Here is a 14548-nt window from a genome sequence, read left to right on the forward strand (position 1 = left end):
CTCGCTCCTACAAGGGCCACATCAGCCGCTAGATACTCATCACCATCTGCCCACTATCAATGCGCAACTCCACACCATTGATCGCCCGCGCCTCATCGCTGGCCAGGAACAGCACGCTGGCCGCCACATCCTCAGGCAGGCACATGCGGTTCATCGGGTCGCTGTCGATGGTCAGGCGGTTCGGGTCGACGCCTTGGGGGAAGCTGGCGCGGGTCATGTCGGTGAGGACGCCGTCGGGGTGCAGGGTGTTGCAGCGGATGCGGTATTTGCGCCGCCGGCAAAGCGCTGCCACCGAACGCGACAAGGCCGCCACCGCGCCTTTGGAGGCGCTGTAGGCCAGGTAGTCGTCACGCCCGGCGAGGGCCGCGATGGATGAGAGGTTGATGATCGAACCACCGCTGTCCTTCATCAACGCGATGCCTTCGCGGCAGCCCAGGAACACGCTGTCGGCATTGACTCGCAGCATCTTGTGCCAGTCCGCCAGGGTGGTTTCCTCGATCGAGCCGGCGATGAGAATGCCGGCATTGTTGACCAGGATGTCCAGGCGACCGTAGCGCTCGCGCACATGGTCGATGACCTGGCGCCACTCAGCTTCGCTGCTGACGTCGTGACGGATGAAGGCTGCAGTCGGTCCGATCTCCATCGCCAGGGCCTGACCTGCCTCGACGTCCAGGTCGCTGATCAGCACCTGGGCGCCTTCGGCCGCGAGCAGCCGCACGCTCGCGGCGCCGATGCCCTTGGCGCCGCCGGTGACCAGCGCGACCTTGCCGTGAACCCGGCCATTCTTGTTGTCGGTCATCATGTCATCTCGTGTGTATGGATCGTTTCGGCTTGCTGGGTGCGCGCGACAGCGGCACCGGCTCGTCGACCGGAGAACACGCAGTCGGCCAGGGACAAGCCACTGATGTACAGGTGCGAGGGAATGCCCAACGCGCTGCGGCCGGCGGCGTACAGGCCACTGATGGCTTGCCCGTGTTGGTCCAGCACCGCGCCGCTGCGCTCATCCACGCGCAAGCCGCCCAGGGTCAGGGCGCCCAGGGGGAAGACCGGATTGGTCACGGAGATATCGCAGGCATAGAAAGGCCCCTGCTCAAGCACCTGGCGACCGCCCTCGGACTTGCCGAATGGCTCCGGCGCTTCGCCACGGGCGGCGGCGTTGGCGGCCAGCACCGACGCACGCAGTACGGCGGGGTCCATGGCGGTCGCACTGGCCAACTCGCTCAGGCTCTTGCCCTTGCGCACCTTGAACAGCATCAGCGCCAGGGCCGGAAAACTCTGGAACCACCAATAGCCGCCGAACAGCGCTTCGCGGATGGCTTTCTTGCGCAACGGCGCGTCCAGCACCAGCCATGCCTTGCCGCCCTGTTCTTCCATCAACGGTTGGCCGAGGGTGGCGCCGTAGACTTCTTCGTTGCAGAAGCGCCGGCCCTCGCGGTTGACCACGATGCCCTTGTGCCAACTGTACGGCGGGTTGATGAAGCGCCATGCCGATACCCTCTCCAGCCCCGCCCCCTGGCCGCCGACACTGGCGCCCAGGCGCAAGCCGCTCCCATCGCAACCGGTGGCACCGACCTTGAAGTTGCGCCGGAACTTCGGTGCGTGCTGTTCGATCAACTGGCGATTGAAGATGAAGCCGCCGGTGCTCAGGATCACGCCATGGTGTGCCTGCACCCGACGGGGCTTGGCGAAATCCCGTTCCAGTTGGCAGACCTTCTTGCGCAGTTTGTTGCAATAGCCCGGCGCGAAGTTCTGCAGGCGTTCGGCGCGGGCGGACAGTCGTGCGTGCAACTGGGCTTGCTTGCTGCCTTCGGGCATACACCAGAACTCGGCACCCAGTACCCGCCCCCGGGGGTCGACCAACAGTCGTCGCGCCGCCGCCTGCAACAGCGTTTTCGCTCCGGCCTTCAGGCACGCGGCCTTCAGGTGGGCAAAAAGTACCGCGCCACCCTGCCCCTTGCCCACGGTGCGATGCCCTCGTGGTGCAGGCGGCAAGGGGCCGCCGTGGTCAGGCACCAATTCGTTACCCGAGTAATAGAGGAAGTAGCCGTCGGGCGGGTACGAAGTCTTTCCCCCGCCCGGTGGCATCTGGTGGGCATAGGGCGCGCCGTGGCTTTCCAGCCACTCGAGGTTGCTCACACTGTCGGCGCAGAAGCGCCGCAAAGTGTCATCGCTCACCACGCCCCCGGTTTCGTGCTTGAGGTAATCGAACATGGCTTCGGGGCTGTCGTTGAAGCCCGCGGCCTGTTGATGACGCGTACCGCCACCGGCGTAGACCACCCCGCCACTCTTGGCGCTGGCGCCGCCGCCGGTGAAGCGGTCAGCGATCAGCACGTTGGCCCCCTGGGCCCGAGCTTCCAGCGCGGCGCAGGCACCGGCCGCGCCCCAGCCGACGACCAGCACGTCGCAACGTTCGTCCCAGTCCACACTGCTGCCATCGGTTACTTGCAGGGGCGGCAGCACATCGGTGCTGGGGAGGTTATCGGACATTGACATAGCCCCTCCTAACGCTGGCTAGCCAGGTGATTGGCGGCGACATAGCCGAAGGTCATCGCCGGCCCCAGGGTGCCACCCGCTCCCGGATAGCTGGTGCCCATCACCGACGCCGAGCAGTTGCCAATGGCGTACAAGCCGGCGATGGCGGTGCCATCTTCGCGCACCACCTGGGCATGCTCGTTGGTCAATAGGCCGCCCTTGGTGCCGATGTCCCCGGCGTCCAGGCGCATGGCGTAGTACGGGCCTTTGCGCAGGGGCGCCAGGCACGGGTTGGGCTTGATGTTGCTGTCACCGTAGTAGCGATCGAAGACATTGCCACCACGGTCGAAGTCGAGGTCCACACCGGAGCCTGCATAGTCGTTGACCTTGGCCACGGTGGCTTCCAGACCGAGGCTGTCGACGCCGATCTGTCGGGCCAGGCCAGCCACAGTGTCGGCCTTCCAATACAGGTTATTGAGCCACTCCTTGCGCAGGCGGCTGTCGGGCATGATCTGCCCTGGCATCAACGGCCCCATGGCATAGTTGAAACGGAAATGCGCGTCGAAGATCACCCAGGCCGGTACCGACTTGCCGCCGGTTTTCTGGTTGTCTTGATGCATGGCATCGACAAATTCCAGATAAGGCGCGGCTTCGTTGACAAAGCGTTGCCCCAGGCCGTTAACCACGATGGCGCCGGGGAACGCACGCTCGGCAAAAATCCCCCGGGGTTTGTCTTCTCCCGGTACGGCAATGGTCGGCGCCCACCAGGCCCAATCCATCAGCGCGGTGGCCGCGCCCTGGGCCATGCCGGCTTCCAGGGCCGCGCCGGTGTTGTTGCCGGGCGGTGTCGCGCTCCAGGCCTTGCGGGTTGGCTTGGGCAGGTACTGGTCACGCAGGGCCTGGTTCTGTTCGAAGCCACCGGAGGCCAGGATCACACCGTGGCGTGCCTGCAGTTGCAGCTCGGCACCGTCACGGCGCACGGTGACGCCGCTGACCCGACCGTTATCGGTGACCAGGCCGCAGAAATCGGTGTTGAGCCACAACGGTACATTGCGATCCATCAGCGAGCGGCGCAAAGACGCCACCAACGAACTGCCCAAGGACGCGCGGCGATCCATCTTGCTCTTGCGTCGCCATTTGAAGTCCAGCTTGTAGCGCAGCATCAGTTTCATGATCAGCAGGCGCCAGCCGAAGCTACGGGCCATGGCCTTGTGCGCATCGCGCGCCGTCCAGGCGATGCGCCCCATCAGCAGGGTCGAAGGCGAAGGCTTGCGCAGGTTTGCCAGTTCCTCACCCAGCAGACTGGTGTCGAACAACTCCGGATCCAGGGTCCGCCCACCGGGCAAAGCCCCCGGCAGGTGCGGATAATAATCAGGGTATTTGGCCGCCACGGCGTAGCGCACCCGGCTGATACGGGTGAGCTGCTCGATCATCTTCGGCGCATTGTCCAGGTAGGCACGCAGGCGCGTTTCACCGACATGCTCGCCCGCTGCCGCCTTCAGGTAAGTCAGGGCGGTGGCGTAGCTGTCGTTGCCCTTCATGCGCGCGAAATAGTGGTTGTTGGGAATCCAGATACCGCCTCCGGAGATCGCCGAGGTGCCGCCGTACTGGTTGCTTTTCTCCACCACCAGCACACTGAAACCCTGGTCGGCGAGGAATACCGCCGAAGTCATCGCACCTGCACCCGAACCGACGACGATCACGTCGTAGTGGGTCTGAGACTGAACTTGAGCCGTCATTGTTGTTATGCCATTAGCTGAGGTCAGGAAAGAACCGCCGACCACGCAGGGTGCGCTGGCGGAGTGCAGCCCATGATCGGGGCTGCGGGGGGATGGGCTCATCGTCAAAGTGGACTAGGGGGGGGTGGCCTAGGGGATTGGGTGTATATCCATTGCTGCGGTAACGGCGACTTATGGTTCCGCTCTTACAGCGGGTCACTTTGAGAAGCGCAAAGTAACCAAACGCTTTTGCCCCACCACTCGGTGCCTCGCTAGGGCTCGGCATGCCCTCACTCCGGCATTGCTCCGTGGGTCGCCGCGATGGGCCATCCCTGGCCCAGCGCGGCTAAACCGGCGTCCTGCCGGTTTCTCCACTGCGCAATGCCTGCGTTCGGCCATCGTGGTTAACGGGGCGCCCCAGATCAAAAACAAAAGCGAGGCGGCCTGACAGCCGACCTGACTTTTGCAGATACCCCCAATCCCCTGTAGGAGCCAGCGGTGCGGCGATCCGACTTGCCGGCGAAGAACGATAACGCGGAACAACAGACACACCGCAGCGTCTGGTTCGCCGGCAAGTCGGATCGCCGCACCGCTGGCTCTACAAGGGGAACGCGTACGGCTCCCGATCAGGTCGGCTATAAGGCCGCCTCGCTTTGCTTTTGCTCTGCTTTGGCTTTTGATTTTCTTGCCCCATCGAGAGGCCGAGTGGAGGTTCTGCGCAGTGGGTAAACCGGCAGGGATGCCGGTTTAGCCGCGCTGGGCCAAGGATGGCCCATCGCGGCGACCCATGGAGCAGGACCGGAGCGAGGGTACCCCGAGCCTCAGCGAGGGGCCGAACGCCAGGGGCAAGAGCCCTTGGTTACTTGGGGCTCTTCCAAGTGACTCGCTGTAAGAGCGAAACCCTAGGTGACCGTTACCGCAGGAATGGATATGTACTCCGACAACAAACAATAGGTCGGCTATCAGGACGCCTTCGCCGGCAAGTCGGATCGCCGCACCGCTGGCTCCTACAGGCTGTGCAAGTTGCCGTTACCGAGGAAACGGATATGTACACCATCCCATCCCAATGCGCCTTTACAACACAGCGCGTCTTGCAGCCCACGGATGAACCTGCTCCAACTGGCTCGCCAGGCGCAACAGCACATCTTCACCACCCAGCCGCGCAGTAAACATCATGCCCACCGGCAAGCCGTTGTCACTCTGGCCCAAGGGTAGCGAGATGGCCGGCTGCCCACTGACGTTGGCCAGCGCGGTGAAGCCGGCGCTGCCCATGGCATTGTGGGCGTAGCTCTCCCAGGGTTGATCCAGGGACAACAGGCCGAGCTTCGGCGTCAGGCTGCCGGTGACGGGCGAGAGGATCACGTCGTAGCGTTCGAAGTGCTGCTCCATGGTCGCGCCGATGCTCTCGAACGATTGGCGGGCGCGATACAGGTCCTCCCCACTGGTGCCCTTCGCACGCTCCAGATTGACCAGGGTGATCTTTTCCAGGTCCTGTGCCGTAACCGCGCGTCCGAGCGCCTGTTCACGGTCGTGGATCAGGGTCCGCAGCCCTGTGCCGATCACCGTGCCATGGGCACCGAACAATTGGCGTGGATCGACGTTGAGCGTCAATTCGTCGATCTCGTGCCCCAGGGTCAGCAGTTGCTTGAGGGTCTGCTCCAGCGTGGCGGCGATCGCCGGTTCAAGCGGCGCGCCGGTCATCGATTGACGCACCACGGCCACGCGCAGTTTGCCCGGGTCTTGCTGCAGTTCCTGCACATAGGGTCTTACCAGGGGCGAGCACCAATAGGCGCTGCCCGCTTCATGGCCTTGCCCGATATCGAGGAACAACGCGGTATCGCGCACGGTGCGCGAGACCACATTGGCCGCGCTGGCGCCAAACCAGCCTTCGAAATGCAGCGGTCCGCTGGGGGTGCGATAGCGAGTGGGCTTGAGTCCGACCAGGCCGCAGTACGAGGCCGGAATACGGATCGAACCGCCGCCATCGGTGGCATGGGCCACGGGCACGATCCCCGCCGCTACCGCCGCTGCCGCGCCACCGGAGGAGCCGCCTGCGCTCATGGCCAGGTTCCAGGGGTTATGGGTTTGGCCCCAAGCCAGGGATTCGGTGGTGGTGGTCAAGCCGAACTCGGGGCACGTGGTCTTGCCGAACGGCACCGCACCGGCCTGCTCATAGCGAGCGATCAAGGTGCTGGTGCGGGCGGCGGGCGGTGCGTCCTTGAACATCCGGCTACCGTTGCTGGTGATGGTGCCTTGCAGTGAGGTGTTGAGGTCCTTGATCAGCAGTGGCACACCAGCCAGGGCGCCCTGGTTTTGAGTGCCGGCCGCGCGGCGCTGGGCCATCAAGGCACGGGCGTAGGCTTCGTGCAGCATGTTTACCGCATTGACCCTGGGGTTGACCTCGTTATAGCGAGCAAGCGTCGCCGCCAGCAGGTCCTCGGCACTCAGCTCGCCGCTGCGGATCGCCTGGCTCATGGCCCAGGCATCCATGGCCTGGTAGTCACTGGCCGAAAGCCCTTGCGCGCGGGCGTCGGCAAAACGCCCCAGAAGCCCGACGCCAACCGCCACGGCACCGGCCTTGAGCACGCTGCGGCGCGGCCAGCCGGTGGCGGAGTTTAGTGGTGCGTTTTCTTGGTTATCCATGGTAGTGATCACGCCCTGATTGTGGGTTATTAGAGTATTCAGGCCTTACGCCCTGTGGGAGCGAGCCTGCTCGCGAAAGCGCTGGATCAGTCAACATTGATGTTGAATGTGCTGACCTCTTCGCGAGCAGGCTCGCTCCCACAGGGTTTGTGGTGTTCAAGCGACATTGAAGCGTGCCGACAACTGATCCAGTGCCCGCGCCAGTTGCTCCAGGTCCGCGGCGGCCATCGCGCTGCGCCCGGCGTTGGCCGACAGCGCACCGGTGCCGCTGGAGACACTCTCGACCCTGGCGACCATTTCCCGAGTGACGCGCACCTGTTCGGTGATCAGCGTGGCGATGGTGTCCACGCTGCGGATCACATCATCGGTGCCGCTGCGAATCTGCGCCACCGAATCGCCTGCCTCATGGGCCAGGTTGACGCCGTCACGCACCCGGCTGACCACGCGTCCCATGCCGTCGACCACCGCCAGTGTGCCTTCCTGAATACGCTGCACGGTGAGGTCGATTTCCCCAATGGAACTGGCGGTGCGTTGGGCCAACAGTCGAACCTCGTCGGCTACCACGGCAAACCCGCGCCCCGCCTCGCCGGCCCGTGCGGCCTCGATGGCGGCGTTCAGCGCCAGGAGGTTGGTCTGCTCGGCAATGCTGCGAATCACCTTGAGCACATGGCTGATCTCCCCGGAGAACCCTTCGAGCTGGCGAATGTGCACGGCCGTAGCGCTGATCACGTCGCTGATGCGGTTCATCTCCTGGGCCATGTCACGAATAAAGCCCTCGCTCTTGCCCGAACGCTGTGCCGAATGCTGGGTGATGTCGCGAGACACGCCAACCTGATTGTCCACTTCGCCAATCGACCCCGACAGGTCCTCAACCGCCCGGGAAATCCCGCGCACCGCGTCCGCCTGTTGCTGGGTGGCCGTGGAGGCCGACTCCGCCGATTCGGCCATGTGCGCCGCTTCGCGACTGACCCGCTGCACCAACTCGCGCATTTGTGAAATGAGCCCGTGCAGGCTGTCACGCATCAGCGCGATGTCGCGCAGCATCAGTGCGAATTCGTCACCGCCCTTGATCTCGATCGGCTGCACCAGGTCGCCACTGGCGATGGCCCGCACGCTGGCACCCGCCTGGGCAAACGCACGCTTGAGCCGACGCAAAGTGGAAAACGCGGTGAGGCTGCCCGCCAGCCCGCCCACCACCGCCAGCGCCATGTAAGCCAACAGCGTCGAGCGATAACGACGCTGCGCCGCCTCGTAGGCCTGCGAGGCGCTGGCTTTCTGCAGCGCTTGCAGCTTGCTCAGTTCAACCATGGCGGCATTGCCTTCCGGCTCGGCCATGCGCAAATAGGACAGGATGCCCGGCAGGCGAAAATCACCGGCGCGCAAGGAATCGAGGAAGATGCCCAACTCTTCCTGCCAGGCCTGATAGTGTTTGTCGAACGCCTCGGCGGCCTGTTGTTCCTCACCGCTCAACGTGCGCAGACGATAGCTCGCCCAGATCTCGGTCAACGCCCGGTCATTGCTCTCGATGGCACTCAGGGTGGCTTCCACCGGGCGGTCGAACGCTGCCACCAGCGGGCCTTCCGGGTCCTGCTGGATCGCCAGCAGGACCTGGCGCCGGCTTTCATCGAGCCGCTGCCTGATGTCGCCGAACATCAACAACGTCGCCAGGTTGTCCTCGTTGATGGCTCGCAGACTGTCGCGCGCCTGCTGCAAGCCATAGGCACCGAACAACACCGCCAGGGCAAACAGCAAGGTGGCCAACAACGCCCAGAGCCACAGGCGCTGGGCGATAGTAATTGCCTTGAACATGATCAATGGCCTGTCTCATGCAGCGGACGGGGTGCGCAAGGCCCCCAACGCTGGAATTAGTCGCGAGTGACGCCGGCCAGCATCGCCGCCAGGTAATGCTCGCCGTAAGGCGGCAACAGACCCCATTCACGGCGCGGGTCGTGGGCCGAGGCCTTGAACACCGTGCGCAGGTGACTGAATTCGAGAAATCCTTCGCGGCCATGGTAATGGCCCATGCCCGAGGCGCCGATACCACCGAACGGCGCATCGTGCAGGGCGGCATGCATCATCACGTCGTTGATGGTGACTCCGCCGGACAGGGTGTGCTCCAGCACGTGACGTTGCTCCCGGGCATCCTCGCCGAAGTAGTACAGCGCCAGCGGACGCGGCCTTGCGTTGATTTGCGCGATGACCTGGTCGAGGTCGTCATAACTCAGCACGACCATGGCCGGACCGAAGATTTCCTCATGCATGATCTCGCTGTCCGGGGCCGGGTCCACTACGACTCGCAGCGGGCGACGACGGTCCTGGGCATCCAGTGCCAGGGGTTCGGGCAGGCACTCGATGCGCGCCCCTCGCAACTGCGCGTCCTCGACCAGGCCCTCGACCCGCTCCAGATGACGCTGGTTGACCACCGCCACCACGTCCGGGTTGCCGGCTACCGTCGGGTTGAGGTCGCGATAAGCACTGCGCAGCGCATCGAGGAAGGCTTCGAGTCGGGCCTTGGGTACATACACCAGGTCCGGATTGATGCAGATCTGTCCGCCATTGGTGGACTTGCCTGCGGCGATACTGAACGCCGCTTTGTTCAGGTCGGCCGTGGCCGAAACGATCACCGGCGACTTGCCGCCCAGTTCCAGTGTCACCGGTACCAGGTTTTTCGCGGCATTGCCCATCACTCGCCGGCCGATCGCCGTACTGCCGGTGAACACCAGGTGGTCGAAGGGTTGGCTGCTGAAGGCCTCGCCCAGTTCCGGGCCACCATTGACCACGGCCACCACCAGCGGGTCGAGGCGTTCGGCGCACAGGCGCGCCACCAGTGCGGCGGTGCGCGGCACCACTTCCGACGGTTTTAGAATGGCCCGGTTGCCGGCCGCGAGCGCCGAGGCCAGCGGGCTGAACAAGGTGTACAGCGGCGCGTTCCAGGTACCCAGGATGCCCACCGTACCTTTTGGCTGGTGCATGACCCAGGCCCTGGCGCCGAGTTGGTCATAAGGGGAAAACATTTCGCGCGGTTCGTCTTGCATCCACTCTTGCAGATGGTCGCGGGCATATTTGAGTGAAGCCAGGGCGCCGAGCACGTCATTCATCAAGGAAAAACCGGCGGGCCGTCCGCCAAAGTCCTGGTCGATGGCCGTGGTCAATGCCGCATGGTTGTCGACCAGCAGGTCGATCACTTGCTGCAGGCGCTGGCGCCGGGTGTCGGCGCTGACACTGCCGGCGCTGGCGAAGGCCTCTTTCTGGCGCGTCAGCAGGCTGGAAAGGTCTTGGTCGCAAGACATCGTTGAACTCATTGTTATCCCCTTGCAGGTTGGCTCGATGGCCGTTGAGCGCCCGATGCGCCTGGCGCCACCCTAGCCGCGCAGACCGCTGCGCCGCCTCGTCCGATCGGACGAGGCCCTGCATTAGTGTTAGTCCGTTGAGACGATGCTGAACGCCTGCAAACGCCCAATACTGGCCATACGAAAACCTCCACTCCATGAGGCCAGTCATGGCAATGCAAAATATCAGCTTCGATCCCCAGGCCTTCCGTGCCGCACTCGGCACGTTCACCACCGGGGTCACGATCATCACCACCCAGACCGAAGACGGCTCGCCCGTGGGCATCACCGCCAACAGCTTCAACTCGGTGTCGCTCAACCCGCCGCTGGTGCTCTGGAGCTTGTCCAAGCAAGCGCGCAGCCTGCCGATCTTCAGCAGCGGCAAGCATTGGAACGTGCACGTGCTGTCCACGGAGCAAGAAAACCTCTCGGGACGTTTCGCCACCCAGGGCGAAGACAAGTTCGCCGAGATCGAACTGGACAACGGCATCAGCGAGGCGCCATTGCTGCAAGATTGCACCGCGCGTTTCCAGTGCCGCACGGCGTTCCAGTACGAAGGCGGAGACCATGTGATTTTCGTCGGCGAAGTGCTCGCCTTCGATCACAGTGATCGCGCCCCGCTGGCGTTCCAGAGCGGCCAATATGCCCTGGCCACGCGCAAGCCCCGTAGTGAGCTGCGCCTGGCAACCACGCCGCCACCGCCCGAGTGCAGCTACACCGAGGATTTGCTCGGCTACTTGCTGGGGCGCGGGCATTACCAGACACTCAATGCCCTGCGGCAACTGCTGAACAGTCAGCAGCTGGACGAACAATCGTTCTTCGTGCTGTCGATCTTGTGTATTCGCGACGATATGACGCTGGAGGAAATCAACACCTTCGTGACCTACACCGGTCGCGAAGTGACCCTGGCCAGCATGCGGTTTCTCGAGCGCCAGCGCCTGGTGGCCTTCGAGGGTCCGGCGCAATCGCCACGTTTTGTCCTCACGGCCCAAGGCCGAGAAGTGTCCCTGCATCAGCTGGCGCTGGCCAAGGCCGTGGAAGAGGATCTGTCGGCCAAGCTCGGCGCCGCCGATGCGCAAGCCTTGAAAGTCTTGCTCAAGCGCCTGATCGTCGTGAGCGACCCTGGCTTGCCTGATCTGTGGGCACCGCGATGACCGCTCGCGAGGGGACGCTGCCTGCGGCCACGGTCGGTTGGAGTAGCCATGGCCTGCTGTTGCTGCTGGCCTTGGTGTTCGCCGACAACTTCGTCGGGCGACAGATACTCGCAGTCATGGTCGAACCGATCAAAGCCGAATTCGGCGTCGGCGATACTGCCATCGGCCTGATCTCGGGCCTGGCGTTCGCGGCGGTCTATGCACTCATGGGCCTGCCGGCCGGGCGGCTGGTGGATCGCATGCCGCGTATCCGCCTGCTGGCCATGTCTTGCCTGCTGTGGGCGGTGGCAACCATGGCCTGCGGGTGGGCGGGCAGTTTCCTGGCGCTGGGCATTGCGCGAATGCTGGTTGCCGTCAGCGAATCGCCGACCACGTCGGCGTCGCTGTCGCTGATCGCCGACCTGTATCCGACGCACCGACGCTCATTCGCCATCAGTTGTTTTACCGCCGCACCCACATTTTCCTCGATCATCGGCTTGAGCATCGGCGCCTGGGTGGTCGAGCACTATGGCTGGCGCAGTGCGTTCATTGCGTTGGGGATGCCGGCCCTGGTGTTCTGTACGATCCTGGCCTTCGTCGTGCGCGAACCGCAGCGTGGCCGCTGGGACCTTACGCCACACGCCCACACAGCGCCGGCGCTGCTTGGCATGGGTGCCGAAGCCCGCAAGCTCTGGGCATTGCCGGCCTACCGCTGCCTGATCCTCGCTGGCGGACTGACCACGCTCAGTTCCTATGCGATTGCGATGTGGAACACCAGTTTCCTGGTGCGCTCCCACGGTTTGTCACTGCAACACGCCGGCTTATTGGCGGGCGTGATCTGCGGTACGTCGGCCGGATTCGGTGGCCTGCTCAGTGGTTGGTTGAGTGACCGCCTGTGCCGCCGCGATCCACACTGGCAGGTGTCCATTCCGGTAGTGGGCCATATTGCGGCGACCTGTGCGCTGGTCCCCTATCTGCTGTGGTCCGACTCCGTGCTGGTGCGCCTGGGTGATGTGCCGGTTCCAGGCGCCATGCTCTGGTGTGCGCTCTATGCCTTCTTTTCCGTGTGGTGGGTCGCGCCTTCCTACAACCTCGTCACGCAGCTGGTGCCCGCCGGAAGACGCGGAACTGCAATGGCGCTGCAAACCATCGTCAGCACGCTGCTGGGGATCGGCGTCGGGCCATTGTTGACCGGTTTGTGCAGCGACCTGTTGTTACCGCTGTTCGGCCACGAGTCATTGCGGTATGCGTTGCTGCTGGTGAATCTGCCGGTGATTTGCGCGGTGTTGCTGTTGATGCGCACGGCACACCATGCTGGCAGAACGGGCTACCGCCACGGGGGATAGGTTTGCTCAAGGCCACGCTTTAATTGTCCAGTCGACGGAGCTCCAATGCCAACCAACAGCGCATCAGCCAATCCCGTACACAGCGCCCGCGATCGACTGCTCGACGCGGCACTCGAACTCTTCGCCACACACGGCTACCAGGCTATAGGCTTGCGGGACTTGGCGAGCTACCTGGGGCTGCAGGCCGGATCCCTCTACCATCACATCGAAAACAAACAGGCCCTGTTGTTCGAGCTGATCGAGTCGGCCTTGTCGGACTTGCTGCTGGACACGCAGCGGCGAATGAAAGGCGCACGAAGCGCTCGCGGGCGTCTTCAGTCGTTCATTCAAGCCTTCGTCGCCTTCAACTTCAACGAAAAATACAAACTGACCCTGGTTAGCCGCGAGTTCACGAATCTGACTGAAGAACAGAAGCAACAGGTTATCCAGCTGAGAAACGAATACGCCGCTATTTTAAACGCCATCATCACTGACTCGTACGGCGAGAAAGGTGCAGCCGCTCGCGACCTCTGCCCCACCACCAGTGCAGTCATTGCCATGCTGTTCGGCCAGTCACAGTGGTACACCCTTGAGACAACCGAAGCACAATTGATAAAAACACTCACCGACGTTGTCACATGCATTATCGCGAACAGGCAGAAGACCGACGCAAGTACGACGCGGTCAATTTCCCGGAGCGCTGTCAATTTTCCCCACCCTCCCCGTGATTCGCTTTATCCTTGATGCAAATCCGATGAAAAGCCATGAATCCTGCATACGGCTGCTGACTGTTCCCCATGCGCAAACTTTTGTACCTGACTGTCTCCATGGCGTTGATCGCCGCTCTAACGACCTACGCCATGTGGGCCGCGGATCGCCCGACGGGCCTCTACCTCTCTGACCTGCGAATCGATGTCGCCGTCGACCAGGGCACGCCCGCTGACCGCGGCAATTTGCTGGGCATCCAGCCCGAGCTGTTTCCCACCGACTACCAAAGCCCCGAGCGCTTGCACCGCAAACTCGCCGCCTACTTGCAGACGGCCCGGGATCAGGGGCTGCTGAATGAAAAAACCATCGTCGTATTGCCGGAGCATGTGGGCACCTGGTTGATGGTCAGCGGCGAAAAAGACGAGTTGTACCAGGCCACCACTTTCAAGGAGGCCATGAACTGGCTGGCCGTGAGCAATCCTTTGAAGTTCGTCCGCGCACTGATTGGCGCCGAAGGCGACAGCCGCATTGAGGACGCGCACCTGCGCATGAAAGCCAAAGGCATGGCCAAGGATTACCAGGCGTTGTTTGGCGGGCTGGCTAAAGAATTTCACGTCACCCTGGTGGCAGGCTCCATCGTGCTGCCCGAGCCCAGTGTCATCGACGGCACGCTGAAAATAGGCCGCGGTGCGTTGTTCAACAGTAGCGTAGTGTTTGGCCGCGATGGCCTGCCAATCGGGCAACCCCAGCGCCAGATGCATCCGGTTTTCGAGCAGCAGGACGCGATCAAGGCCAACGGCGAACACACGCTCAATGTCGTCGACACCCCCGCCGGGCGCCTGGGCGTGCTGATCGGCAGCGACAGCTGGTACCCCGACAACTACCGCAAACTCGACACGCAGCAGGCACAGTTGGTCGCAGTCCCGGCGTTTGTTGCTGGCCGCGGTAGCTGGGACCAGCCGTGGCGTGGCTACAAGGACTCATCGACACCCGGCACCGCCAGCCTCAAGGCCGGGGAGATCAGTGAAGGACAGGCCTGGCAGCGCCTGAACCTGAGTACTCAGGCACCCGCCAGCCGGGCAATCGCAGGCGTGAGCGTATTCCTGCGCGGACAGTTCTGGGATCAGGGCAGCGCCGGGCAGAGTTTCCTCAGCAGCAACGGCCAGCATTTCGTTGATGGCAAGGCCCGTGGCGCGCGCTTGTTGAACCTTTGGCTGTAG

10 protein-coding genes are annotated in these 14548 nt (G+C 63.5%); 4 read left to right on the top strand and 6 right to left on the bottom strand.

The genetic code is table 11. The annotated features are described in order from the left end of the window. Nucleotides 1-28 precede the first annotated feature (28 nt). The 6 genes from HGP31_RS20975 to HGP31_RS21000 all read right to left on the bottom strand — a co-directional run bounded on the left by HGP31_RS20975 (nucleotide 29) and on the right by HGP31_RS21000 (nucleotide 10162). On the bottom strand, nucleotides 29-802 hold the full coding sequence (locus tag HGP31_RS20975; RefSeq protein WP_168758587.1) for an SDR family oxidoreductase: 774 nt from the start codon (nucleotides 800-802) through the stop codon (nucleotides 29-31). Beyond that, entirely contained in the window at nucleotides 799-2493 is a 1695-nt protein-coding gene (locus HGP31_RS20980; protein ID WP_168758588.1) for an FAD-binding protein, read from the bottom strand. The genes HGP31_RS20975 and HGP31_RS20980 overlap by 4 nt, the downstream gene beginning before the upstream one ends. Before the next feature lie 8 nt (nucleotides 2494-2501). Continuing rightward, nucleotides 2502-4211, bottom strand: a complete 1710-nt coding sequence (locus tag HGP31_RS20985) for an FAD-binding protein (RefSeq protein WP_168758589.1) — start codon at nucleotides 4209-4211, stop codon at nucleotides 2502-2504. Between the two features lie 1053 nt (nucleotides 4212-5264). Continuing rightward, nucleotides 5265-6833, bottom strand: coding sequence for an amidase (locus HGP31_RS20990; RefSeq protein ID WP_168758590.1), 1569 nt, complete (start codon nucleotides 6831-6833; stop codon nucleotides 5265-5267). A gap of 156 nt (nucleotides 6834-6989) precedes the next feature. Continuing rightward, entirely contained in the window at nucleotides 6990-8642 is a 1653-nt protein-coding gene (locus HGP31_RS20995) for a methyl-accepting chemotaxis protein (protein WP_168758591.1), read from the bottom strand. Between the two features lie 56 nt (nucleotides 8643-8698). After that, on the bottom strand, nucleotides 8699-10162 hold the full coding sequence (locus HGP31_RS21000; protein ID WP_256229515.1) for a coniferyl aldehyde dehydrogenase: 1464 nt from the start codon (nucleotides 10160-10162) through the stop codon (nucleotides 8699-8701). A 170-nt stretch (nucleotides 10163-10332) separates the two neighbouring features. Between HGP31_RS21000 and HGP31_RS21005 the strand changes: the two genes are divergently transcribed. Genes HGP31_RS21005 through HGP31_RS21020 form a run of 4 tightly spaced genes read left to right on the top strand, consistent with a single transcriptional unit; the run spans nucleotide 10333 to nucleotide 14548 of the window. Beyond that, nucleotides 10333-11316, top strand: coding sequence for a flavin reductase family protein (locus HGP31_RS21005; protein WP_020800912.1), 984 nt, complete (start codon nucleotides 10333-10335; stop codon nucleotides 11314-11316). Further along, nucleotides 11313-12641, top strand: coding sequence for a spinster family MFS transporter (locus HGP31_RS21010; RefSeq protein WP_052024745.1), 1329 nt, complete (start codon nucleotides 11313-11315; stop codon nucleotides 12639-12641). Before HGP31_RS21005 ends, HGP31_RS21010 begins: the two co-directional genes overlap by 4 nt. A 45-nt stretch (nucleotides 12642-12686) precedes the next feature. Then, nucleotides 12687-13364, top strand: a complete 678-nt coding sequence (locus HGP31_RS21015) for a TetR/AcrR family transcriptional regulator (protein ID WP_033042663.1) — start codon at nucleotides 12687-12689, stop codon at nucleotides 13362-13364. A gap of 53 nt (nucleotides 13365-13417) precedes the next feature. Further along, complete coding sequence (locus tag HGP31_RS21020) at nucleotides 13418-14548, top strand: carbon-nitrogen hydrolase family protein (RefSeq protein ID WP_168758592.1); 1131 nt, start codon at nucleotides 13418-13420, stop codon at nucleotides 14546-14548.

The organism is Pseudomonas umsongensis, assembly GCF_012647205.1.
GTDB lineage: Bacteria > Pseudomonadota > Gammaproteobacteria > Pseudomonadales > Pseudomonadaceae > Aquipseudomonas > Aquipseudomonas umsongensis.